Genomic DNA, 24,215 nt, shown 5'->3' on the forward strand with positions numbered 1-24,215 from the left:
GATAGGGTCGCATTATTGAGAATAGACGAGGTTATTAAAAGCGCCAAATCAGGACGCAGAAAAATACGGGTTTTTATTTGGCCAATTTCTCGATGTTATATTGGTTGCGGCCATTATTTTTCGAGAAATACAGCGCCTTATCCGCCGCTAACAGCAGATGAGATTGATCAACTTCGGATGAGTGCACTAATGGATGATAGCAACTGGCACCAATGCTGATGGTCACTTTCTGAAATTCGCTGTCCGCATGTTTAATACCCATGATACGAATGGATTCCAAAATATGTTTAGCGACCAACGCTGCACCCGCTTCGTCGGTATCGGGCAGAATCGCGGAAAATTCTTCTCCTCCATAGCGAGCGACAATATCTGTACTGCGTTTTAGTGATTTTCTTAAGGCGCGGGCAACCAATCTCAGGCAGGCATCACCAGAAACGTGGCCGTAGCGATCATTAAAGTTTTTGAAATAATCAATATCGATCATCAATAACGCCAGTGGCGTGTCTGTTCGCTTAGCACGTAGAAATTCGTGAGACAAAACCTTCTTGAATTCCCGTCTATTCGGTAATTTGGTTAATGAGTCAGTGCGTGCTTGAATCTCCAGACGACGATTGGCTTTGACCAGTTTTAGCTCCAGCAGCTTACGCTCATGAACATCTTCCGCTGTGCCATACCAGCAAATAACTTTACCGTCAGTATCCAAGCTGGGCGTAGCGCGAATTCGCATCCAGTTCCAGCCCCTTTCAACGTGGCAAAAACGGATCTCGATATCGAGAGATTCGCCGGTGCGCAGCGAATGCTCCCAACTGACCAACGCGATATGGCGATCCTCTGTATGAATAGTTCTGACCCATTCATTTTCCAGGGCCTGTTTGCGAGTAAAACCGGTTATTTTTTCAAATCGGCTGCTGATATCGGTAATACGGCCGTCGGGTGCTGCTGTCCATGGAATTTGTGGGTTCAGCTCCACCATATTACGGTAATGTTCTTTGCTGCTGCGCAGCGCGGCTTCCATTTGTTTCAGGCAACTGATATCTATCATGGCAACGGATAATCCGGTTACCCGGCCTTGGGTATCTCTTGCCGCTTTCATGCGAATAAAAAAAATGTGTTTCTCGCCTGGCATCTGAAATTCAGCGTCCTGAATATTCTCGTTATTATAAGCCCGCAGTAGAGCCTGACGCAGAATAGGAACAATACTCGGCATGATATCAGCCACTTTTCGACCGTTAATCTCATTGGCGTGTTTACCTAATAAATTCGCCAAATAATCGTTAATGGTGACGTAGCTCAGAGTGGTATCAATAAAACATAATCCGGCGGGAGCGTTGGAGTAGATAGATTCTAATTCAAATAGACGCTTAGGGGCGTTGATAGGAAAATTCGTCAGATCGCGATCTATACCTCTATAACCTTTAAATACGCCGTGCTCATCAAATAACGGCACTCCGCTGGTTTCGAGTAAGATTTCAGAACCATCAACGCGGAGATTACGATTTTTTAAACCAGAAAAAGGGCGACGCTCGGCGCTGATTTTGCTAAAAATATCCATGAATCGCTGTGCTTCATCCTTGGGCATAAAATCACACAATGATTTACCGATAATTTCATGGGGCGCTCGGCCAAAGAACTCAAGGCATTTAGAGGATGAAAAGGTGTAGTAACCGTTAGCGTCAATTTCCCAAATCCAGTCTGAGTTATTCTCGATAATATCGCGCAACGTATTTATTTGTTGGCGTAGAGTCATCGTTAAAGACTCATTCTTATTTTCATCATCTGGCATGATGTCACTCCTGTTTGAGCACGACTTCCTTGGGTAAGAAAAACTGTCACCATATTATGGCTTGCCGATTGTATATCAGCTATGAAATGAATACAGCTTATTAGGAGTAATCTGAGTCGCTTGTGTTGAATTAATTCACTATTTTACAATGATAAAACATTAACCAGATGGAAACATTAGTAAATTTTTAGAATAATATTTTGTCAGGTTTCAATTCATCAGCATACTTGGCAGGAAAACTAAATATTTAGGCCTCAATGGGCTAATTTATTATTATAGAATAGGCTATGCCGGTATTAATGACTGCCAGTTCATCTCTGAGTTCAGATCTTGGTATGCCATTGCTTTTTACTCATTTTTTATGATGCTAAGTAAAAAATTATACTGTCCATGCTACGTATAATAGGTGACGTTGTCATTTTTTGTTATATGCAAAGTTAATCCTTTTGATGTTTTATCGGTAATATTAAGGAATCCTAGGCTAAAGGTACTCATCTAATTTAGGTATTCGCCTGGTTTTAATATAGATAATTGGTCATGAATTCTTCTATAAGAATCGGGCTTGACTGGATGCCTATGCAGACATGGTTAGGATTTTATGCCGAAAAGAAATTGATTGTTGCAGCGTCCAGACAGAAAAGACGAAATAATACTCGGTCAATATGCAGAGGAATATGGTCAGACCATAATTAGAATGGGCAATAACACCACAGGGCTTTCATCTAATTATCAATGCGTCTAACTCTAATCCTGTTTACCTCTGGTTTCCTCTTCTCCTTTTTTAACGCTATCGGATTCTTTTAAAAAAACGCCGGATGGCCACTAACGGCCTATCCGGCGAGCATATTTAAAAGCTAAAAGCTAAAAGCTAAAAGCTAGAAGCTAGAAGCTAGAAGCTAGAAGCGAGGAATCGCGGTACCCCAATTGCGCCAATCTTTAGGTTCCTCAGTATTCAGTAAGAAATGCTGATTGACCGAAGCTTTCGGTGCTAATGGCGTTGTCGGTGGCGTTGCGAAGGCGATACCGCCGCGAATAAATTGCTGGAAGGTGCCGCTTTTCACTACGCCGCCGGTCAGACCAAACTGCAGGTTATAGCCGGAAGCCAGCCAGAACACGCTGTTTTGCCGAACGAGCTGTTGGTATTTCTTACTGATTCGTAGCGAAACTTGTACTCGATCTGACATCGCACCAAGATTGAATCCGGTGACCGTACCGACCTCCATTCCGCGGAACAAGACCGGCGTGCCGATTTGTAATGAACCGGCTTCGGCGGTATCCAGCACGATGCTCAGACCGTCCAGATAGCGCGAATCAGTAATGGTGGCAGTTTGTAGTTCGAAATTACGCAATGCCTGCCCACGGCCCGGTTCCACGTTAATGTACGGCTGGAGTAGGGTGTCCAGATTATTGACGCCGGCGGCGGAAATTTCCGGTGAAACGATAGAGAAGCGGGTGCCGAAGCGGGCGAAGCTCTCCACGTATTCTGGATAAAGTACCGCTTTGGCTAGAACTTCGTTGCGCTCGGCTGACAATTTTAGCGATTCGACCTGACCAATATCGATTCCCAGATAACGAATAGGCATACCTGCCGCCAGTTTGCTGGCATCGTAAGTGCGTAGCGTAATTTGGCTACCTACGGCGCGTGCGGCGGTTTCTGTGGCATATAGGGTGCGTTTAACGCCTTTGCCCAAGGTGACGCCGTCGAGATTATCGAAGCTAATAGCACCTTTAAGTGCCCGGTTCAACGGTGAAGCTTGCACGGTGAGTCCGCTGCCGTTTAACTGTACTTTTGCTCCGCCCTCTGCCCAGAAGATACTTTTACTACTCAACAGGTTGCGGTATTCCGGTTGGATATAAACATCCACCTCAAACTCATTGGCTTTTGGACGAACATTAACGATTTCGCCGACTTGAAACTTGCGGTACAGAACCACCGAGCCAGTTTGCACGTCGGGCAAGCTGCTGGCCGTCAGCGTGAGGGTCGTCGCGGGCATGTTACCCAGAATACCGTCTTCCGCTTTTTCCCGATTGCTGTAGAGCGGATATTGGCTTTTCGGTTCGCCTTTACCACCGGCCAGCAGCTGAATACCGCCGTCAAACCATTCCTGTGCGCTGGCACCCTGAACATTGATGCCATCAATACCGATTTTGACGTCGATACGACTGTTAACCACGAACTTGCTATCTTTATGCACCAGATGACGATATTTGGCCTCAATAGCGGCGGTAAAGGTGATACCGGAATCATCCAGCGTGCGGGTAATAACCTGCCCGATTTTAATGCCATGCAGCACAATAGGTTGCCCGACATCAATGCCGTAGCTTTGCGGCGCGGTCAGGGTTAACCTCAGGACATCCGGCTGCTGTAACAGGCTTTTATTGCTATCGAGCACGATAAAGTGCTGCTGTGGTTCACCGTCTCCGGGAACCAGTTCTAGCGTATTACCGGTCAATAACTCACTTAGCTTGGTATCATTCAAGCTGATGCGTGGACTGCTCATTTCGATACGGGTGCCGGTACGCATAAGATCAACAACAGAAGGATCGATGGTCAGTTCGCCAGTGACTTTACTGTCTGGTTGCAATACCAGCTTGGTCAAAGTACCGACCTGCAATCCCTGATAAATCAGCGGGGTGCGGCCTTCAGCCAGATTATTACCATTCGGTAAATCCAAGGTTATGGCCACACCGCGGTTACTGTGGGCCAAATCGGGGTACAACTGAAACTGTTGATCGGTTTTAGCATCTTGGCTTTGCTGCGGTGAATCAAAGGCAATTGCGCCGTTGACCAAGGCTGCCAGACTCTCCATCTGGACTGACGCGCCGCTCAGGCTAAAATCGCCTTTAAAACCAGAGACATTCCAGAATCGGCTATCATTCTTCACCAGATGAGCGAAGCGGCGATCAATCAACACATCAATAGTTACACCATTGTTATCCGGTGCAATGTTGTAATCATAAACTTTGCCTACCGGAATTTTGCGGTAATACACCAGAGAACCGGTATTGAGAGAGCCGAGATCTTTGGCGTTCAAATGAATCATCAGCTCGCCGGTATTCAGGCGGAATTTGGGTTGAGTATCTAACGCGGTGAAATGGGTTTGCGGTTTACCGCTACCCGGCATCATACCGATATAGTTACCACCCACCAGTGCGTCTAGCCCAGAAACCCCGGCCAGAGAGGCTTTAGGGGTAACCAGCCAGAATTGGGTACCTTCTCGCAACGAGTCTTCCAAATCGTTTTTAATACTGGCAGTCACGACAATGCTACGTAAGTCCTTGCTAAGACTGATGGATTGCACCGTACCGACTTCAACCCCTTGATAACGAATAGGGGTACGACCGGCGACAATACCGGCGGCAGATTGAAAATCGATTGTGACTTCAGCTCCGCGATCTTGCCAGTTGGTATAAACCAGCCAGCCCGCAATCAGCAGAGCAATGAAAGGCAGCAGCCAGAAGGGTGAAATTCGGCGTTTGTGCCTAACCTGAGCCTCAGTCGGCGTATTCGGCGTTTCCTGTTGCATGTGCATCCCAAATCAATCGGCTATCCAGCCATTCAACGGCAAGAATAGTCAAAATTACCGCAGACCCAAAGTAAAAGGCAGCCGGTCCCATAGTGAATGAAAGTAGCTGATCTCTGTTGATCAGCGACATCATTAACGCAATAACGAACAAATCCAGCATTGACCAGCGGCCAATCCAGGTAATGACACGCATCAAACGCATACGGGTCTTCAAACTGTGCTGAGTTTTCAGATGAATACTTAGCAGCAAGGTAATCAGTACGATAACTTTAGTAAAAGGAACTAATACACTGGCAATAAATACCACGGCGGCAATCGGCATATTGCCGGAGGAGGCCAGGGAAACCACGCCGGAGAAAATCGTATCTTCCATGCGCACGCCGTTGGCGTAAACAATCGAGATTGGCAGTAGGTTAGCGGGCAATAGCAGTACCATAGAGGCAATCAGCGCGGCCCAGGTTTTTTGCAGACTGTGACGGCGGCGATGACGCAGCGGCGTGTGGCAGCGCGGACAGCGGCCCTTGGCGTCAGGATGGCCGGTATAGTGGCAGGAGAGGCAAACTCGCAGCGTTTCCCTTGGCCCCGGCGGCTGTTCCTGTGGGTAAAAGCGTTCCCAAAGTTGCTCCAGATTCAGGTGAATTAGCGTCAGAATGCTTAATAAGGTTAGCGCCAGATAGGCCGTAAGCCCAAGCCCTGGGGAAATGTCGGCATATTCTTTGACTTTGATACAGGCAACCGCCATACCGATCAGATAGATGTCCAACATCACCCATTCTTTTAATCTTTCTAGCATCAGTAACACCGGCCGCAAATTCATGCCAATACGGCTACCAATACGCAGATAAAGGATAGAAAGGGTCAGTGTGAGCGGCGCGCCAAAAATACAGAAAGCCACCATGCTGGCGGTTAAGGGATCGCCTTGTTTGGTCATCTGCCAGATACCTTCCAACAGGCTGGCATCGATACGGGTGCCGAGCAGACGAATGCTGATTAAGGGTTCGCTAAAGGCAAAGGGCATCAACAGGAGCATTGCTACGGCCATCGCGGTTAGGCGAGTCAGGGACCAATCACGGCCGCTGACTACCTTGGCACAACAGCGAGGGCAATAGGCGGCCTGATTACCCTGCATTGGCGGCAGGGTAAATAAAGCGTCACATTCGCAGCAGCGCTGTTCTCGCGCGGTGGAAAGAGGGCGGTAAATCGCTTCTATCTTCATAAATATCTAATCGATGGCTCCGCCGGTGATGAAAAGCCCAAAAGGGTCAGCGTTGCCAATAAGGGTAAATGCCGAACCAGGGTATAGAAAGTCGAGGTGTATAAATTTGGAGCACATTAAATTCGCAGCACATCAAAGTGTCAGCTGTACATCAAATTACGCCGTGCATGAAATATGCTGTCAATCAAATATAGTGTGCGACGGAGTTGAACCGCGGTTTTTATTCCCGAACGTGACAGCATAACCCGTTGTGTGAACCCTGAAAATCAGTCAATTCCCTATTGTAGGGAACTCTTTTGCTCAGTTAAAGATGATTAGCCTTGTGACAATGTACATTTAATGCTTACTTTAGAGAGGCTAAGCACCGGTTGCCTCTGGCTATTCTTAGGTTTGTTAATGGTTACGACATGAAAAAAGAAGAATTCTACGCGGAATTAAAACGCGATATGTGTGCATTAATTTCTGGTGAGTATAATTTTATCGCTACACTTTCCAATGTCAGTGCGCTGTTGTATGAGCGCCTCGACGGGTTGAATTGGGCCGGTTTCTATCTGATGGATGGCAATCAACTGGTGCTGGGGCCTTTCCAAGGGAAAATCGCCTGTGTGCGTATTCCTGTGGGTAAAGGCGTGTGCGGTACGGCTGTGTCACAAAATCGCGTGCAGCGGGTTGGCGATGTCCACGCTTTCCCTGGGCATATTGCCTGTGACGCCGCCAGTAATGCCGAAATTGTCCTGCCAATCGCGATAAACGGTGTTGTCATCGGGGTTTTGGATATTGACAGCACAGTTTATGATCGTTTCGATGAAGAAGACGAAAAAGGGCTGACGTCAGTCGTGGCGGGGCTTTGCGCCCATCTTGAACACTGTGATGTTGCGAAATATGTCACACAGACTGCAAGTTGATACACGGATAACGTGGCAATTGCTGGAGGCGTCATTATAATGACGCCTGTTCATGCCTGCGCTGGTTGGCAAACCCGTTGTAATCAGGAAATTTCATGGAAAATCAACCTAAGTTGAACAGTAGCAAAGAAGTCATAGCCTTTTTGGCCGAGCGATTCCCGCTTTGTTTCACCGCCGAAGGCGAAGCACGCCCATTAAAGATCGGCATTTTTCAGGATCTGGTGGAGCGAGTTCAGGGGGAAGAGAATTTAAGCAAAACGCAATTGCGTTCAGCCTTGCGTCTATACACCTCAAGCTGGCGTTATCTTTATGGGGTCAAAGTCGGAGCAGAACGTGTTGATCTGGATGGCAACCCTTGCGGTGTGCTGGAAGAGCAACATGTAGAACATGCCCGCAAACAGCTGGAAGAGGCGAAAGCCCGTGTTCAGGCACAACGTGCTGAACAACAAGCTAAAAAACGCGAAGCTGCCATTGCTGCGGGTGAAACCCCAGAGCCACGTCGCCCACGTCCGGCAGGTAAAAAACCTGCACCACGTCGTGAAGCAGGCGCTGCTCCGGAAGCTCGTCAGCCTCGTCAGCCAAATCGCCCACAGCAGGCCCGTGCTCCTCGCCCAGCGGCAGAAGAGAACCAGCCACGCCCTGTGCCGGTCACAGATATCTCGAAACTGCAAATTGGTCAAGAAATCAAAGTCAGAGCAGGCAAGAGTGCGATGGACGCAACCGTATTAGAAATCGCTAAAGATGGCGTACGGGTGCAGCTATCTTCAGGTCTGGCGATGATCGTGCGCGCAGAACACTTGCAGTTCTGATACGGAGGCCAACCTAGGCATGAACAAATTTGTCAGATTAACAGCATTAGCAGGCTTGTTACTGGCGGGGGCGAGTTACGCTGGCGATACGACGACTTATCGTATCGATCAGTTACCTCAACTGCGTCAAGAGCCTCAGCACTCGACGGTGAGTGAGCGCGTAACATCGCGCTTCACTCGCTCTCATTATCGTCAGTTCGCGCTGGACGATCAGTTTTCCGCCAAGATATTTGATCGCTATCTCAACATGTTGGACTACAGTCACAACCTGTTGCTGGCATCAGATGTGGCACAGTTTGCCAATAAAAAGAATTCACTGGATGATGAATTAAAATCCGGTCAGTTGGATACGCCTTATGCGCTATTCAACCTGGCGCAGAAACGTCGTTTCGAGCGCTATCAATACGCATTGTCGGTGTTGGAAAGACCGATGGACTTTACCGGCAATGACACCATCGATTTGGACCGCGCCAAGGCACCGTGGCCGACAAGCGAAGCTGAGCTGAATAAGCTGTGGGACGCCAAGGTCAAATACGATCAACTTAATCTGAAATTAGCCGGTAAAACGGATAAAGAGATTAAAGAAACGTTGACCAAGCGCTACCAGTCAGCCATTAAACGCCTGACGCAGAGCAACAGCGAAGACGTTTTCCAACTGATCATGAATGCTTTTGCTCATGAAATCGATCCACATACCAATTATTTGTCTCCGCGCAACACCGAGCAATTCAATACTGAGATGAGTTTATCTCTGGAAGGAATTGGCGCGGTACTGCAAATGGATGATGATTACACCCTGATTAACTCCATGGTGCCCGGTGGCCCAGCGGCCAAGAGTAAAGCGATTACCGTCGGCGATCGTGTGGTTGGCGTTGGTCAGACCGGTAAACCTATGGTCGATGTGATTGGCTGGCGTCTGGATGATGTGGTTGCGCTGATTAAAGGGCCGAAAGGCTCTAAAGTGCGTTTGGAAATCCTGCCTGCGGGCAAAGGAACCAAAGTGAAAACCGTCACCCTGACGCGCGAGCGCATCCGTCTGGAAGACCGAGCGGTTAAAATGTCGGTTAAAACCATTGGCAAAGAGAAAGTTGGAGTGTTGGACATTCCTGGTTTCTATGTCGGTTTAACCGAAGACGTGAAGGTTCAGCTGCAAAAACTGGCCAAGCAGAATGTGAGCAGTATCATTATCGATCTGCGCAGCAACGGCGGTGGCGCTTTGACCGAAGCGGTCTCTTTGTCTGGCTTATTCATCCCTAGCGGCCCGGTCGTGCAGGTGCGGGATAATAATGGCAAAGTGCGTGAAGACAGCGATACCGACGGCATTGTGTATTACAAAGGCCCGTTAGTCGTGCTGGTGGATCGTTATAGCGCTTCGGCGTCTGAAATCTTTGCGGCAGCGATGCAGGATTATGGACGTGCGCTGATTGTCGGTGAGCCGACTTTCGGTAAAGGTACGGTGCAGCAATATCGTTCTCTGAACCGGATTTACGATCAAATGCTGCGTCCAGATTGGCCTGCATTGGGTTCGGTACAGTATACCATTCAGAAATTCTATCGCGTGGACGGTGGCAGTACCCAGCGTAAAGGCGTGGTGCCAGACATTGTGATGCCAACCGGTGTCGATCCGGCGGAAACCGGTGAAAGCTTCGAAGATAACGCGTTGCCGTGGGATAGTATCAACGCCGCAACCTACACCAAGGTTGAGGATATGAAACCTTTCGAACCCGCGTTATTGAAAGATCATGCAGCCCGTATCGCTGTCGATCCTGAATTTAAGAGCATTCAGGAAGATATCGTGCGCTTTAAGGCGTTAAAAGCGAAACGCAACAATGTTTCCCTTAACTATGCGCAGCGTGAGAAAGAGAATCAGGAAGACGACGCCACCCGTTTGGCTCGCCTGAATGAACGTTTCAAACGCGAAGGTAAAAAGCCGCTGAAGTCTTTAGATGATTTACCTAAAGATTATCAAGAGCCGGATCCTTATCTGGATGAAAGCGTTCATATCGCTTTGGATCTCGCCCAGTTGGAAAAAGCACAGCAACCTGCCGCTAAATAAGCTGCCAGTGATGCAAAAATTATCCGGGGTCTCTTATGAGGCCCCGGATTTTTTTATGCTACGAGTGAGTCGTGATCGCAAAAAACGCGGTAACGGAGTATTGGAATGGCTGATGCCACGGAGGGAATAACGGGGAAAACGGCGCAGGAATACGACAGAATGTGATAAAATGTGTTCAAATTTGTAAAGTTATGTTGATTTAATCAGTTACGGCTTAACAAGCCTTGAAAATTTATTAGATGCCCATAGGATCAGGATATCTCAATAAGAATTTCGGTAAACGGCTAAACAAATAAGGAAGTAAAAATTTATGATGCGTATAGCTCTGTTCCTTCTCACTAACCTGGCGGTGATGTTGGTCTTCGGGCTGGTGCTAAGCCTGACTGGAATTCAGTCAAGTAGTGTACAGGGGCTGATGATTATGGCGCTTCTGTTCGGTTTTGGTGGTTCATTCGTCTCACTGCTGCTGTCTAAATGGATGGCGTTGCGTTCCGTTGGTGGGGAAGTGATTGAACAGCCACGTAATGAAACCGAACGTTGGTTGCTGGATACCGTGCGTCGTCAGTCTCAACAGGTTGGCATCGCAATGCCGCAGGTTGCCATTTATCAGGCTCCGGATATTAACGCCTTTGCAACCGGCGCTCGCCGTGATGCTTCGCTGGTGGCAGTGAGTACCGGTTTGCTGCAAAACATGAGTCGCGATGAAGCGGAAGCGGTTATTGCCCATGAAATCAGTCACGTAGCGAATGGTGACATGGTCACAATGACGCTGGTTCAGGGCGTGGTGAACACCTTTGTTATCTTTATTTCTCGTTTGATTGCGCAGGTTGTCGCTGGTTTTGTGTCTGGCGATCGGGAAAACGAAGGCAGTTCTTCTGGTAACCCAATGGTGTATTTCGCCGTGTCTATGGTTCTGGAATTGGTATTCGGTATTCTGGCGAGCATTATCACCATGTGGTTCTCTCGCCACCGCGAGTTCCATGCGGACGCTGGCTCCGCCAAATTGGTGGGTCGTGAGAAGATGATTGCGGCGTTACAACGCCTGAAAACCAGCTATGAGCCGCAGGAGGAAAGCAGCATGATGGCGTTTTGTATCAACGGTAAATCTAAGACTTTCAGCGAATTGCTGATGTCTCACCCACCGTTGGACAAGCGTATTGAAGCGCTGCGTACTGGCGAATATCTGAAATAAGTCAGAATCGTTTGTGGTGGAAAAGTAAAAAGCCTCGTTAATAACGGGGCTTTTTTGTGCCATTGTATTGTCGAATTTGTCATGTGCTAGCGGGTTTTAGGCGAAATGCGCAGCAGGCTAACTATCGCCGCCAGCGTGGCAAAACCGCCGGCAAGTAGCAAAGAAGCGTAAGTAGCATTATCCGCAAACTGATGGAACATTAAGGCCACTAACGCCGCCCCAGAGGTCTGCCCTAGCAGACGTGAGGTGCCTAACATGCCGCTGGCGCCGCCGCTGCGGTTGGGCGGTGCGGCAGAAATGATCGTGTGGTTATTCGGCGACTGAAATAAACCGAAGCCGATGCCACAGAGCATCATGCGCCAGATAATATTCAAATCGCTCGGATTGGTCGGAAGTGTTGCTAGCAGGAAGAGTCCGCTGGCAAAAACGGCCAGTCCAATGCCGCCCAACAGACCCGCCTGATAGCGTTCCACTAACCGACCGGCAATCGGTGCGGCCACAACCGTTGCCAGCGGCCATGGGGTGAGCAACAGCCCGGTCGCTACTTCATCCCGACCTAACACGTTTTGCAGGAAGAACGGCAGCGACACCATCGCCAGCATTTGTGCAATAAAAGAACAAATAGAGGTGCCGACGGACAGAGCAAAAATCGGGATACGTAGCAGATCGACGGGTAATAACGGGAAGGGTTGCTTGAGCTGGCGACGCACGAAGAAAAAACCAATCAGTAATAGCGCGACGATTTCACCGGCAATCAGCGTCGGGCTTTGTCCTTGGGCAAAGCCGCTAATGGCGATAATCAGCAGGCCGAAGGTCATGGCATTCATCAGGCAACTGGCAATATCGAATTTATTACCATTACTCTTGGCTACGTTAGCGGGTAAGTATTTCATGCCCAGAAACCAGGCGATCAGGCCAATCGGGACATTGATGGCAAACAGCCATTGCCAGGATGCTATCGATAGTACGGCGGCGGCGATGGTTGGGCCAGCGGCGGCAGAAAAGGCCACGATCAGGGAATTAATGCCGATACCGCGCCCAAGTTGGGCTCGCGGGTAAATGATACGAATCAGCGCCGTATTGACGCTCATCAGCGCTGCTGCACCAAACCCCTGTAATACCCGGGCGAAAGTCAAAGTCCAAAGGGAATCGGACAGGGCGCAGAATAATGATGTCAGGCTGAAAATAAGCAATCCAGCCTGATAAACCCGCCGGTAACCTATGATATCCCCGAGGGATGCCAGTGAAAGCAGTGAAATGGTGATGGCTAACTGATAGGCATTGACGATCCAAATAGAATCGGCCGGGCTGGCATTCAAATCGCGTGCGATGGTGGGTAACGCTACATTTGCAATAGTGCCATCCAGTACCGCAATAGTAATGCCCAACGCTATCACTAAAATGGCGGCGTAACGTTGGGGAACCGGCAACCCATCAGGTTGAGAAGGTGTCATAGGATTTTTATCTGCAAAAGTAATGAAATAGCTAAGTATTACAATGCTAACGGCAAAGGTGACAGATTGCATCTTTGCCGCCTGGATAATTGTCATCGTTAATTGTCAACGAATGTGTGCAGGATGCTGAGCTGGCCAAATCATCATGATAAAACAGATAAAAGCGAGAAATTATCAATGTGAGTGGTAAAAACAAAACTATGATCACGGAAAAATGAAACGTCGTTCCTATAATGGCTTTATCTCATGTTAACCAGGTGACGCTGCTGACATTTTTCATTCTCTTACGTTTTAAGGATTCCTCGGATGGCCAAAGGTAAACTCATTCCACTGACATTTCACACCTATCAGGATGCCTCTACCGGTGCTCAAATTACTCGCTTAACGCCTCCGGAAGTGACCTGTCATCGTAACTATTTCTATCAAAAGTGCTTCAGTCAGGATGGCAGTAAACTGTTATTTGGCGGCGCTTTTGACGGGCCGTGGAACTATTATCTGCTGGATTTGACTACCCAGATAGCCACTCAATTAACCGAGGGCAGCGGCGATAATACTTTTGGCGGTTTTCTGTCCCCGAACGATGACGTGCTGTATTACGTAAAAAATGGCCGTAATCTGATGCGGGTAGATTTAGACACGCTGGAAGAATCCGTGGTTTATCAGGTGCCTGACGAGTGGATGGGGTATGGCACTTGGGTGGCGAATTCAGATTGTACTAAGTTGGTTGGCATTGAAATCAAGAAGGAGGACTGGCAACCGTTAACCGATTGGAAGAAATTCCACGATTTCTATTTTACTCATCCTTGCTGTCGTTTAATGAAAGTCGATCTGAGAACTGGGCAATCAACGGTGATTCTTCAGGAAAACCAATGGCTAGGCCATCCGATCTATCGTCCTTTCGATGATGCTACCGTCGCTTTCTGTCATGAAGGCCCGCACGATTTGGTCGATGCACGTATGTGGCTGATCAATGAAGACGGCACGAATATGCGCAAAGTGAAAACCCATGCGCCGGGAGAGAGTTGCACCCACGAATTTTGGGTGCCGGACGGCTCGGCTTTGGTTTATGTCTCTTATATGAAAGGTAACCCAGACCGTTATATTTGCAGCGCCGATCCGCTCACCTTGGAAAATCGCCAGTTGACCAAAATGCCAGCCTGCTCCCATTTAATGAGCAATGATGACGGTTCTTTGATGGTAGGCGACGGTTCTGATGCGCCGGTAGATGTGCAGGACGATAGCGGCTACAAGATTGATAACGATCCTTTCCTGTACATATTCAACATGAAAACCGGCAAACAGCATCAGGTCGCGCGTCATGACACCTCATGGAAGGTATTTGAAGGTGATCGTCAGGTGACCCATCCGCATCCTTCCTTTACACCCGATAATAAACAAGTGCTGTTTACTTCAGACGTTGACGGCAAGCCTGCACTGTATTTAGCGACTTTGCCTGAAACTGTGTGGTTATAGCATCTTTGCTCTGGCCTCTGGCGTAAAAGGAGGCCAAATCCCTATTTCTCAGGGTGATATCAGATTAATTATATTGCATCATTGCGCAATCTCACCGCTTCCTCTTATAATAAAACCATTGTTCTATTTTTTTTAAAACAAAAAAACGAGTAGGGTAACGACACAATGGCTACGACTGATTTTGATAAACAGCCCGACTCAGTTTCGTCGGTTCTGAAAGTTTTCGGTATTTTGCAAGCGCTGGGTGAAGAACGGGAAATCGGTATTACCGAACTCTCGCAGCGTGTGATGATGTCCAAAAGTACGGTTTACCGGTTTCTGCAAACCCTAAAGTCTTTAGGCTATGTAGCGCAGGAAGGGGAATCTGAAAAGTATTCGCTGACGCTTAAGCTGTTTGAATTAGGCGCAAAAGCGCTGCAAAACGTCGATCTGATCCGCAGCGCAGATATTCAAATGCGAGAATTGTCGAATCTGACCCGTGAAACCATTCACTTGGGCGCTTTGGATGAAGATAGTATTGTCTATATCCATAAAATCGATTCGATGTATAACCTGCGAATGTATTCCCGAATTGGCCGCCGTAACCCGCTGCACAGTACCGCTATTGGTAAGGTACTGCTGGCGTGGCGTGATCGCGGCGAAGTGGAAGACATTTTGTCTCATATCGAGTTTACCCGTAGCACCAAACACACGCTGGACAGCGCTGCGGCACTATTGCCAGTGCTGGATCAGGTGCGTGAACAAGGTTTTGGCGAAGATATCGAAGAACAGGAAGAAGGGTTGCGTTGTATCGCCGTACCGGTTTTCGACCGTTTTGGCGTTGCTATCGCGGGTCTGAGCATTTCATTCCCGACGCTGCGTTTCTCCGAGGAACATAAGAGCGATTATGTAAAGTCATTGCATCAGGCGGCGCGTAATATCTCGGAGCAAATGGGGTATCGCGACTACCCGTTTTAACGGGCAGCGTTTAATGCTTTATTGGCAAGGTAAATCTAGCGGCTCCTGATTCAGGGGCCGTTTTTTTTGCTGGTTTGCCACAAGATGGTAAATTCTTATAGTGCAAATGATACTTATGCAGAATGTATCGTTTACATACCATTTAGTTTACATCAGTTACTGTAAACCGACTTTATCAAACGACAGGGAGTGTGAATGATGAGAAAATTGGTGCCGGCGGCGCTGTTGCTGCTTTTGGCTGGGTGTAGCAGTAGCCCGCATAAATTGATCGATCGCGGTGATTATCAGGTAGATACCACTCATCCGGCGGTGGGGCAGAACGATCGGGTGCGCTTTCTAGTTTTCCACTATACGGCGGTTGACGATGCGGAATCCCTGCGATTGCTGACTCAGGAACAGGTTAGTGCGCATTATCTGGTGACGGAACATCCGCGTAAAGCAGGTGGCAAACCGGTGGTACTGCAACTGGTTCCCGAAGATAAACGCGCTTGGCATGCTGGGGTCAGCGAATGGCAAGGGCGTACCAACCTGAATGATACCTCGATAGGCGTAGAAATCGTTAATCTGGGCTATACAGAGGCGTTGACAGGGCGTAAGTGGTATCCGTTTAACGAAAACCAGATTGAATTGATTGAGCGGCTGGGGAAGGACATTGTTGCCCGTTATAATATTGCTCCGACAGATGTCGTGGCGCATAGCGATATTGCTCCACAGAGAAAGTCCGATCCCGGCCCGTATTTCCCGTGGAAACGTTTATATGACGCTGGCATTGGCGCCTGGCCAGATGAAGAGCGGGTTCAGGAACTGATTGATGGTCGAGATAAACACGAACGGGTGCCGGTTGAGTCTATTCAAAAAGCGTTAGCCACTTATGGGTATAAAATCCCGCTAACCGGTGAACTGGATGAGGAAACCTTGAAGGTGATAGCGGCCTTCCAGATGCACTTCCGCGCCAGCGATTTCAGCGGCGTACCGGATGTGGAAACCCTGGCCATCGCACAGGCTCTGGTGGAAAAGTACCGTAGTTAATCTGGTTTGATAAAACCAAGCGAAACAGAATTGAAAAAGCCGGACAGTTTAGCTGCCCGGCTTTTTGATTGATTACGATAGTGAGACGTTTAGCGGTGCGCTAATTCCACCTCATCATCACTGTTTAGAATCTCTTTGTCAGTTTGTTTCATCAGCTGGCTGGTAATGGTTCCGGCAGTCATAGAACCGCTTACGTTCAATGCGGTACGGCCCATATCAATCAAAGGCTCAACGGAGATTAACAGTGCAACCAGCGTTACCGGCAGACCCATCGCTGGCAGCACAATCAAGGCTGCAAAGGTCGCGCCGCCACCCACACCGGCTACGCCTGCGGAACTGACGGTGACCATACCGACCAACGTTGCAATCCAAACCGGATCCAGTGGGTTAATACCCACGGTTGGAGCCACCATCACTGCCAGCATAGCCGGATACAACCCGGCACAGCCGTTTTGGCCAATAGTTGCGCCGAAGGAAGCAGAGAAGCTGGCTATAGATTCAGGGATGCCCAGACGGCGAGTTTGTGCTTCCACACTCAACGGGATGCTGGCAGCACTGGAACGGCTCGTGAAGGCAAATGTCAGCACCGGCCAAACTTTTTTGAAAAATTTCAGTGGGTTGATACCGGTAAAGGCAATCAACAGACCGTGAACCACGAACATGATAGCCAGACCAAGATACGAAGCTACGACGAAACTGCCCAGCTTGATAATATCCTGAACGTTAGAACCGGCGACAACTTTGGTCATCAATGCCAGAACGCCGTATGGGGTCAGTTTCATAACCAGGCGAACCAGTTTCATCACCCAGGATTGCAGGGTATCGATAGCAACCAGTACGCGTTTACCTTTTTCAACGTCGTCTTTCAGCAATTGCAGTGAAGCAATCCCCAGCAGAGTCGCAAAGATAACTACGCTGATAATCGAAGTTGGGTTTGCACCGGTTAAATCGGCAAACGGATTTTTCGGGATAAAGGACAGAATCAGTTGAGGCACGCTCAGATCTGAAACCTTGCCCAGATAATTGCTTTCAATCGCGCTTAGGCGAGCCGCTTCCTGAGTGCCCTGAACCAGACCTTCAGCGGTCAAACCGAACAGGTTGGTGACAAATACACCGACCAACGCCGCAATCATGGTAGTGAACAGCAGGGTGCCGATAGACAGGAAACTGATTTTCCCCAGCGATGCAGCATTATGCAGCTTAGCAACAGCACTTAAAATGGACGCAAATACCAAAGGCATCACGATCATCTGCAGTAATTGTACATAACCGTTACCGACGATATTGAACCAGGTAATAGATTCTTTCATTACCGGGTCGTCAGAGCCATACACCAAATGCAGGCCGAGGCCGAACACCACGCCTAATGCCAGTCCGGCCAGAACTTTTTTGGCCAGGCTCCACTGTTTGTGGCGGGTTTGTGCCAATAGCAACAGCAATGCGACAAAAATCGCCACATTAATTACGAGTGGTAGGTTCATCCCCAAATCTCCAAAATTCTATTATGAATACTTTTTGCGTATTCTATTTATATTGCTGACCTTAATAGGCCGCGAAGCCGACTATCCTAACAGTTACTTAGTTGGCTCACTTATATCCAAAAAGAATTTAATATAATTTTTTACGCTATTTTGTATAAAATACATGCGTTGGGGTGATAATTTCGGCAATTAATTGTGATCAGAGTCTAAAACTCTTCAATTGCTCAACATAAGATTGGACGGGAAATGAGCGGTCGCTCTGCCAGTAAACGGCGTAGCAGACTAACAGTACGCAAAACACGCGTTCTAGCTGGTTCCCTTTTTGCGAATTGAGCAGCGGTAGGCGAAAACGCCAACGGCATGGCCACAGCAGTGGTACGCCAGCAGGTGTCAGCATATCCGCCAATAAATGGCTGAAATAGCCGACGATCATTGCATGCATGACGTCAGGTGGGATAAACCAACTGCGGGGAATTTCAAGCTGAAATAGTGCGATCCCACCGAGGATCGCTAATAAACTGTGGGTAAAACCGCGATGGCCAAAAATCCGTGCAATAGGTGCGGAAATCCACTTCAAGCGTTGCCCCAGAACAGAGCGGGGATGATCAATATCAGGTAGTAGAGACGTCAAAAGGGCGCCCGGTATTATGTGCCACCAGTCCCCGTGTGTGAGCTCGGGAGTTAACCCTGCTTTTTTGGCAAAAATTGCGCAGGCGACAGAAAAAATCAAATGCCCTTCCGCGGTCATACAAACGTCCCAACTTATAACTGTTAATATATCCAGTATATGGGATTTTTCTAGGTGAAGATAGCCGTTACGCTGTAACTAAATGTCACATTAGGAGTGATTTTAAAGTGAATGTTGTTTTTTCAGACAATCCACAGCTGGCGTGTGGCGGGGCGGCGGATACTACAGGAAATGGCAGGTGAAAAAAATGGGGAAATGCGACTGGGAGTCAGATTTTCCCCAAACACGGGTAACAGGTTTGCAGCGACAGTTACTGCAATAATAATGATGAGTATTAAATCAAATCGGACATACCGAGGTTATAACGGTAATCAGGTTATAACGACGATCAGAAGGTGTACTGCACCCCCATGCGGAAACGGGTCTGGCGTTCGTCGGTCAGGCTGCTGCCAGAAACATTGCCGATAGCCACATAGGGCTTCCAGTTTTTATCCCATTTGTAGGCCAGTTTGACATCATGACTCCAATCATACTTTTCATTATTTGCCAGAATCTTGTCCTCGGATTTTTTGTAATCCAACTCATATTCGACGGAGTAATCTTTCAGGAAGCTATAGGCAAATAACAGAGTGAACTGATGGCCTTTCTCGGTATCTTTGGTGGAAGGCTGGTTACGCTTGTAATAAGGGCGATAGCGTAGAGACGTAGAGAAATCGTCAGTAAAAGCAACTTTGCCGCGCAAATATGGCCGGTAGTTATTGCTGTCTGATGAGGATTCCAGAGAGAAGCCCGGTTCCAACTGGAAGGTCTTGTTAAATTTATATACGTAGCTGGCTACCACTTCGGTACCATTACTGACCTGTTCATGAAAAGGTTTGTTTGTGGTGTTGTCTGAACTGTGTTGTCGCCATTTGCCTTCTAAAGAAAGACCAAAGCCGTTAGCGAAACGATTAGAGAAAAGCAGACGATCTTTATGATCGTTCGAACCGCTATCCAGCATTTCATGACGATAATCGATTGTTGTTGCCACAGAGCTGAAACTGATAACTGATGCCATTGCCAGAGTAATTAATTTAAATTTCATTTTTATAATCCCTGAGTGATGTATTTTTCTTTCATCAATAAAGAATACATTCTTAAAAAGAAACATCGTTTCATTTATTGTGGTTTTATATTCTATTTATAATTTAAATAATTTTTGTGATCGAGATCGTTATTGTTCCCTAATGGAATAAATACATTTTAAAGTTGTGATGATGATCTAATTGATTGTTTTTGATGATATTTCTTCTAAACAGAAAAACCCCGCCAAATAAATGGCAGGGCGAGTTTGGTGCATTTTTCTTGGATTTATCGCATGGCGCGTTTTAAAATTCTGTCACCCTGACGATTAAAGTATTCTGCAGTTTCCTCTACGGTTTTTTGACCATAATCGATGTATTGAATGGCGTCGCCGAATAAAGAAACAATTTGTGGATCATCGAAATAAGGTGAGGTTTTCATTTCGTGCGGCAAAGCTAATGCCATATTCAGGCCAGATACGGACGGATCGGTATCTTGAATAGTACCGCTGGTGCGTAACTGTTCAACCGCCGTCGCGCTAAGCGGCACGCCGCGTTCCAACCCAAGCGCTTCCACGCCTTCTTTGCTGTTTAGCAGGAAGTTAATCAGAATGGCACTTTCTTTCGGATATTTGGTGGATTTACCGATAGAAAGCATTTGCGCAGGTTTAAAGAATAAGCCGGCATCTTTGGCACCTGGCAGCATTGGGTAGGGACCTAACACCAATTTAGCTGGTTTTTTCAGGTTGTCGGAGTATTTATTAATGGTGGAGTTCCACATATATGTACCGGCCCACTCTCCGTTAATCCAGGGTTTCATTTCGTACATATTACTTTTACCAAAGGATGCATAGTATTTAGTCGAAGGCATTACATGGCTATCTACCATTTTTTTATACAGAGTAAAGAATTCCACCCATTGTTCTTTGCTATAGGCAAATTTTTTGTTGGCTTCGTCAATCGTTGGAATATCGTATTTTTGCGTCATATAAGAGCGAATTAACGCCAGCGTATCCTGATGCTCTAAAACAACTGGGTAATATTGGTTGCCAAGTTTTTCTTTAAATACGGCTCCTGCGGCTAGCAGTTCGTCCCAATTTTTGGGATATTCCAGACCCGCATTTTTCCAGGTTTCATCGTTAAAATAGAAGATTCGGGCGGTAACAGAAATCGGAATACCGTTTAGTTTACCGTTAACCGTAGTTTGCTGTAATTCTTTGGGATCGAACTGAGCCAAATCTAACGTGTCTTTGACTTTAAATAAATCGTAGAAGCCTCCACCGTCTTTAGAGAAAATCGGTAGCCAGTTCCAGTTGGTTTGCATCACATCCGGTTCAGTACCACCGGCAATTTGCGTGGTTAAACGAGAAAGGTGACCGTCCCAACCGGTATATTCGGCTTTAACATTAATATTCGGATGCTGCTTATGGAATTCCTCCAAAGCTTTTAGCGTGACTTGATGGCGGCCATTACCGCCCCACCAAGACATACGAAGATTCACCTCATCCTGAGCAAAAGCCTGGTGTGATAATAGTGCCAGAGTAGAAGCTATCAGCGTGTGTAGGATCGCTTTTTTCATTGGGTACTGCTCCTGTTAAAGAGAGATGTTTTTTTCTGTTTTTGCATTAAAGATATGGCATTTATCCATATCAAACTGGAAATAAACGGTACGATGCAGTCCGTTCTCAATAATGGGACGAGCTTCATCAGAAGGCAGACGACAGGTCAACTCGAAGTCATCGACTTTGACGTACATAAAAAACTCATGCCCCATATTTTCTACCCGTACTAATTCACCCTGGGAGTGATGGGTGGTGAAAGGCGTTTGTGACATACGAATAAATTCCGGACGCACGCCGAAGAAAACTTTTTCTCCGCTGTGTGCCGCTACTTTTCTTTGTTGGGAAGGATTTAATACCAACGTATATTGACCCACCGTCAGGCCAATTTGCCCATCGGTTTCCACTAATTTACTCGGCTTAATATTCATTTCCGGCGCGCCAATAAAACCGGCGACAAACATATTGACCGGATAGTGATACAAATTGTCTGGCGTATCGACCTGCATAATATGACCCAGTTTCATCACGCAGATTCTGTCACCCATGGTCATGGCCTCGGTTTGGTCGTGTGTGACATAAACCGTGGTAGCTGCTTTACCGCTTTTCTTCAATTGTTTATGCAAATCGGAAATACGGATGCGCATTGATGCTCGCAATTTAGCATCGAGGTTCGATAGCGGTTCATCAAATAAGAATACATCTGGTTTTTTTACAATGGCACGCCCCACGGCAACGCGCTGAGCTTGCCCACCAGAAAGTTGGCGGGGCAGCCGATCCAATAAATCTTCTAATTCCAGAATTTTGGCTGCTTCGCTAACCTGAGTTTCAATTTGTTCTTTTGGTAATTTGCTGAGCTTCAAGCCAAAGGCCAGATTTTCTTTCACAGTCATATGTGGATATAGTGCGTAGTTCTGAAACACCATGGCAATACCGCGAGATTTTGGTGCCAGATTATTAACCACCCGATCACCAATACGCACTTCACCATCGCTGATGGTTTCCAGACCAGCCAACATACGCAGAGTGGTGGATTTTGCACAGCCAGACGGCCCGACGATAACCATAAATTCGCCGTCGTGGATAGTCAGGTCGATACCGTGTACCGCTCTGAAACCGTTGGAATAAACTTTGCCTAATTTGTTGAAGATGACTTCAGCCATGATAAATCCTCTATTAACCTTTAATTCCGCTGCTGGTGACGCCCTGCACGAAATAGCGCTGAGCCAAGAAGAAAACAATGATGGATGGCAGAATGGAAATACTCGCCATTGCCAGAATTTCGTTCCACGGAGCGCCTTCCGTTACGTCGATAGACATTTTCAGAGCCAGCGCAATCGGGTATTTATCGACGCTGTAGACATAAATCAGCGGGCCAATAAAGTCGTTCATTGACCACATAAATTGGAATAGGGCGACGGAGATAATGGCCGGTTTCAGAATAGGTACCACTACGTACCACAGCACCTGGAAGGAATTACAGCCATCAATTTGCGCCGCTTCTTCCATATCACGCGGTACGCCGCGCAGGAATTGAATGAGCATAAAGACGAAGAATCCCTGAGTAGCAAAGGCTAAGGGCAAATATAAAGGTAAATAACTGTTCAGCATGCCCATTTCGCGAAACATTATGTATTGCGGGATCAATAGCACGGTACTTGGCAGCAACATGGTGGTAATCAACGTAGCGAACCAGAACTTTTTCCACGGTATATCGAAGCGGGCAAAACCGTAGGCGACGATAGTAGAGGAAATAATGGTCAGAATAACTTTAGGAATTACATATTTAAATGTGTTCAGCATATAATGGCCAAAATTATATTCAGTGCCGGTTTTCCAACCATTAACAAAGCCGTCTTTCGTTGCGTGATCTGGCCATAATCCTAAAGTCGTGAATATCTCGTTATTGGGTTTAAATGCCGCTGAGAACATCCATAACAATGGATACAACATTAATAATCCGACAATAATTAACACCACATATCGGAGTGCCGCGCTTATTTTCTCTTTTCGCAATGTCCGGCTAATTTCTTCAGCGGCGCTTTGCTGTGTAGCTGATAGACTTTCTGATTGAGAACGCGGATTTTGTTGGATATCAGTCATTTTTTCCTCCTTTATCGGCGGAGTAGAACACCCAATATTTCGAAGATTTAAAGGCTATCGAAGCGAATAAAGCGACGACCAGGAATAATATCCAGGCCAATGCGGCGCCGTAGCCCATGTCGAAATATTTAAATGCGGTATCGTAAATGTAAAGGGAGAATAAATAGGTATAGTGCGTTGGTCCGCCGCCGGTAATAACGTAAGGGGCGGTAAATTCCTGGAAGGCCTGAGTGGTTTGCATAATAAAGTTAAAGAAAATAACCGGTGTAATTAATGGCACCGTGACTTTCATAAACATTTGCCACTTAGATGCGCCGTCTATCATGGCTGCTTCATACTGAGACTGAGGAACGTTTTGTAATGCGGCGAGGAAGATAACCATGGCTGAGCCAAACTGCCAGACGCGCAGCAGGGTTACCGAGGTTAACGCCAAAGAAGGCTCTCCGAGCCAGTTAACCGGATCAAAACCAAGCACGCCAATAAAGCCATTCAATAAGCCGTCGATGGCAAATAACGCACGCCACAGTACCGCAATGGCCACGCTACTACCGAGGATGGATGGAATATAAAAAGCGGTGCGAAAGAAGCCAATGCCTCTTAACTTAAAATTAAGGACAAATGCAATGCCTAAGGCGAAGGCTAGTTTTAATGGAATCGTCAGAAATACATAGGCAAATGTTACGCCCATGGATTTCCAAAATAAATCGTCCTCAGTTAGCATATGACGATAATTCTCTATCCCATTAAATACGGGGGGATTCATAAGGTCATATTCAGTGAAACTGAGAAAGAAAGATGAAACAAAGGGGAATGCCGTGAAAACTATCAATCCTATTATATAGGGAGAGATATAGGCTAACCCCAGCATTCTGTTTTCATTCATAATGCTTACCTATTTTATTAAAAGAAAAAGCTAAATTGT

General features: G+C 47.1%; 18 protein-coding genes. 7 read left to right on the plus strand and 11 right to left on the minus strand.

Going from position 1 to position 24,215, the window contains the following annotated elements; translation table 11 throughout:
• Positions 1 to 73: 73 nt before the first annotated feature.
• The 3 genes from AD970_RS14705 to yebS form a co-directional block, all read right to left on the minus strand.
• Entirely contained in the window at positions 74 to 1,783 is a 1,710-nt protein-coding gene (locus AD970_RS14705) for a sensor domain-containing diguanylate cyclase (RefSeq protein ID WP_049600581.1), read from the minus strand.
• Positions 1,784 to 2,679: 896 nt separating this feature from the next.
• Positions 2,680 to 5,310: a PqiB family protein gene (locus tag AD970_RS14710; RefSeq protein WP_049600584.1), complete on the minus strand. Its 2,631-nt coding sequence runs from the start codon at positions 5,308 to 5,310 to the stop codon at positions 2,680 to 2,682.
• Positions 5,279 to 6,526 carry a membrane integrity lipid transport subunit YebS gene (gene yebS, locus AD970_RS14715; RefSeq protein ID WP_049600586.1) on the minus strand — a complete coding sequence of 416 codons (1,248 nt, stop codon included), beginning with the start codon at positions 6,524 to 6,526 and terminating at the stop codon, positions 5,279 to 5,281. The genes AD970_RS14710 and yebS overlap by 32 nt, the downstream gene beginning before the upstream one ends.
• A gap of 407 nt (positions 6,527 to 6,933) precedes the next feature.
• On the opposite strand from yebS, the gene AD970_RS14720 reads away from it, so the two are divergent.
• The 4 genes from AD970_RS14720 to htpX all read left to right on the plus strand — a co-directional run bounded on the left by AD970_RS14720 (position 6,934) and on the right by htpX (position 11,488).
• Positions 6,934 to 7,431 carry a GAF domain-containing protein gene (locus AD970_RS14720; protein WP_049600588.1) on the plus strand — a complete coding sequence of 166 codons (498 nt, stop codon included), beginning with the start codon at positions 6,934 to 6,936 and terminating at the stop codon, positions 7,429 to 7,431.
• Positions 7,432 to 7,526: 95 nt separating this feature from the next.
• A complete protein-coding gene (proQ, locus tag AD970_RS14725; protein ID WP_049600591.1) occupies positions 7,527 to 8,240 on the plus strand; it encodes an RNA chaperone ProQ in 714 nt (237 codons plus the stop codon).
• Between the two features lie 19 nt (positions 8,241 to 8,259).
• Positions 8,260 to 10,296: a carboxy terminal-processing peptidase gene (gene prc / locus AD970_RS14730; protein ID WP_049600592.1), complete on the plus strand. Its 2,037-nt coding sequence runs from the start codon at positions 8,260 to 8,262 to the stop codon at positions 10,294 to 10,296.
• A 310-nt stretch (positions 10,297 to 10,606) separates the two neighbouring features.
• Positions 10,607 to 11,488, plus strand: coding sequence for a protease HtpX (gene htpX / locus AD970_RS14735; protein WP_049600595.1), 882 nt, complete (start codon positions 10,607 to 10,609; stop codon positions 11,486 to 11,488).
• 86 nt (positions 11,489 to 11,574) lie between these two features.
• On the opposite strand, the gene AD970_RS14740 is transcribed toward htpX, so the two are convergent.
• Positions 11,575 to 12,942 carry an MFS transporter gene (locus AD970_RS14740; protein WP_049600699.1) on the minus strand — a complete coding sequence of 456 codons (1,368 nt, stop codon included), beginning with the start codon at positions 12,940 to 12,942 and terminating at the stop codon, positions 11,575 to 11,577.
• 306 nt (positions 12,943 to 13,248) lie between these two features.
• Here AD970_RS14740 and AD970_RS14745 point away from each other — a divergent pair, with 306 nt between their 5' ends.
• The 3 genes from AD970_RS14745 to AD970_RS14755 all read left to right on the plus strand — a co-directional run bounded on the left by AD970_RS14745 (position 13,249) and on the right by AD970_RS14755 (position 16,401).
• Positions 13,249 to 14,415 carry an oligogalacturonate lyase family protein gene (locus AD970_RS14745; protein WP_049600598.1) on the plus strand — a complete coding sequence of 389 codons (1,167 nt, stop codon included), beginning with the start codon at positions 13,249 to 13,251 and terminating at the stop codon, positions 14,413 to 14,415.
• Between the two features lie 165 nt (positions 14,416 to 14,580).
• On the plus strand, positions 14,581 to 15,372 hold the full coding sequence (gene kdgR / locus AD970_RS14750; RefSeq protein ID WP_049600600.1) for a DNA-binding transcriptional regulator KdgR: 792 nt from the start codon (positions 14,581 to 14,583) through the stop codon (positions 15,370 to 15,372).
• Between the two features lie 198 nt (positions 15,373 to 15,570).
• A complete protein-coding gene (locus AD970_RS14755) occupies positions 15,571 to 16,401 on the plus strand; it encodes an N-acetylmuramoyl-L-alanine amidase (protein WP_049600701.1) in 831 nt (276 codons plus the stop codon).
• A gap of 89 nt (positions 16,402 to 16,490) precedes the next feature.
• Here the strand turns inward: AD970_RS14755 and AD970_RS14760 are convergent, their stop codons facing one another.
• The 7 genes from AD970_RS14760 to AD970_RS14790 all read right to left on the minus strand — a co-directional run bounded on the left by AD970_RS14760 (position 16,491) and on the right by AD970_RS14790 (position 24,176).
• On the minus strand, positions 16,491 to 17,882 hold the full coding sequence (locus AD970_RS14760; protein WP_049600602.1) for an L-cystine transporter: 1,392 nt from the start codon (positions 17,880 to 17,882) through the stop codon (positions 16,491 to 16,493).
• A 199-nt stretch (positions 17,883 to 18,081) separates the two neighbouring features.
• Entirely contained in the window at positions 18,082 to 18,630 is a 549-nt protein-coding gene (locus AD970_RS14765) for a metal-dependent hydrolase (protein ID WP_049600604.1), read from the minus strand.
• Positions 18,631 to 18,958: 328 nt separating this feature from the next.
• The gene (locus tag AD970_RS14770) at positions 18,959 to 19,654 is read right to left on the minus strand and encodes an oligogalacturonate-specific porin KdgM family protein (protein WP_049600607.1); all 696 of its coding nucleotides are present in this window, start codon (positions 19,652 to 19,654) and stop codon (positions 18,959 to 18,961) included.
• 266 nt (positions 19,655 to 19,920) lie between these two features.
• A complete protein-coding gene (locus AD970_RS14775; RefSeq protein ID WP_049600610.1) occupies positions 19,921 to 21,210 on the minus strand; it encodes an ABC transporter substrate-binding protein in 1,290 nt (429 codons plus the stop codon).
• A 15-nt stretch (positions 21,211 to 21,225) separates the two neighbouring features.
• Positions 21,226 to 22,353 carry an ABC transporter ATP-binding protein gene (locus AD970_RS14780; protein WP_049600613.1) on the minus strand — a complete coding sequence of 376 codons (1,128 nt, stop codon included), beginning with the start codon at positions 22,351 to 22,353 and terminating at the stop codon, positions 21,226 to 21,228.
• A gap of 13 nt (positions 22,354 to 22,366) precedes the next feature.
• Positions 22,367 to 23,293, minus strand: a complete 927-nt coding sequence (locus AD970_RS14785; RefSeq protein WP_049600616.1) for a carbohydrate ABC transporter permease — start codon at positions 23,291 to 23,293, stop codon at positions 22,367 to 22,369.
• Complete coding sequence (locus AD970_RS14790; RefSeq protein ID WP_049600619.1) at positions 23,286 to 24,176, minus strand: carbohydrate ABC transporter permease; 891 nt, start codon at positions 24,174 to 24,176, stop codon at positions 23,286 to 23,288. Before AD970_RS14790 ends, AD970_RS14785 begins: the two co-directional genes overlap by 8 nt.
• Between the last annotated feature and the right edge of the window lie 39 nt (positions 24,177 to 24,215).

Origin of the sequence: Yersinia nurmii, assembly GCF_001112925.1 — a bacterium.
Classification (GTDB): domain Bacteria; phylum Pseudomonadota; class Gammaproteobacteria; order Enterobacterales; family Enterobacteriaceae; genus Yersinia; species Yersinia nurmii.

Bases quoted from the DNA above. Each gene is read 5' to 3' on its own strand.
- AD970_RS14755 (WP_049600701.1), top strand. From the start codon at position 15,571: ATGAGAAAATTGGTGCCGGCGGCGCTGTTGCTGCTTTTGGCTGGGTGT.
- htpX (WP_049600595.1), top strand. From the start codon at position 10,607: ATGATGCGTATAGCTCTGTTCCTTCTCACTAACCTGGCGGTGATGTTG.
- AD970_RS14780 (WP_049600613.1), bottom strand. From the start codon at position 22,353: ATGGCTGAAGTCATCTTCAACAAATTAGGCAAAGTTTATTCCAACGGT.
- yebS (WP_049600586.1), bottom strand. From the start codon at position 6,526: ATGAAGATAGAAGCGATTTACCGCCCTCTTTCCACCGCGCGAGAACAG.
- AD970_RS14705 (WP_049600581.1), bottom strand. From the start codon at position 1,783: ATGCCAGATGATGAAAATAAGAATGAGTCTTTAACGATGACTCTACGC.
- AD970_RS14710 (WP_049600584.1), bottom strand. From the start codon at position 5,310: ATGCAACAGGAAACGCCGAATACGCCGACTGAGGCTCAGGTTAGGCAC.
- AD970_RS14790 (WP_049600619.1), bottom strand. From the start codon at position 24,176: ATGAATGAAAACAGAATGCTGGGGTTAGCCTATATCTCTCCCTATATA.
- AD970_RS14760 (WP_049600602.1), bottom strand. From the start codon at position 17,882: ATGAACCTACCACTCGTAATTAATGTGGCGATTTTTGTCGCATTGCTG.
- AD970_RS14775 (WP_049600610.1), bottom strand. From the start codon at position 21,210: ATGAAAAAAGCGATCCTACACACGCTGATAGCTTCTACTCTGGCACTA.
- AD970_RS14765 (WP_049600604.1), bottom strand. From the start codon at position 18,630: ATGACCGCGGAAGGGCATTTGATTTTTTCTGTCGCCTGCGCAATTTTT.
- prc (WP_049600592.1), top strand. From the start codon at position 8,260: ATGAACAAATTTGTCAGATTAACAGCATTAGCAGGCTTGTTACTGGCG.
- AD970_RS14785 (WP_049600616.1), bottom strand. From the start codon at position 23,293: ATGACTGATATCCAACAAAATCCGCGTTCTCAATCAGAAAGTCTATCA.
- proQ (WP_049600591.1), top strand. From the start codon at position 7,527: ATGGAAAATCAACCTAAGTTGAACAGTAGCAAAGAAGTCATAGCCTTT.
- AD970_RS14720 (WP_049600588.1), top strand. From the start codon at position 6,934: ATGAAAAAAGAAGAATTCTACGCGGAATTAAAACGCGATATGTGTGCA.
- kdgR (WP_049600600.1), top strand. From the start codon at position 14,581: ATGGCTACGACTGATTTTGATAAACAGCCCGACTCAGTTTCGTCGGTT.
- AD970_RS14745 (WP_049600598.1), top strand. From the start codon at position 13,249: ATGGCCAAAGGTAAACTCATTCCACTGACATTTCACACCTATCAGGAT.
- AD970_RS14770 (WP_049600607.1), bottom strand. From the start codon at position 19,654: ATGAAATTTAAATTAATTACTCTGGCAATGGCATCAGTTATCAGTTTC.
- AD970_RS14740 (WP_049600699.1), bottom strand. From the start codon at position 12,942: ATGACACCTTCTCAACCTGATGGGTTGCCGGTTCCCCAACGTTACGCC.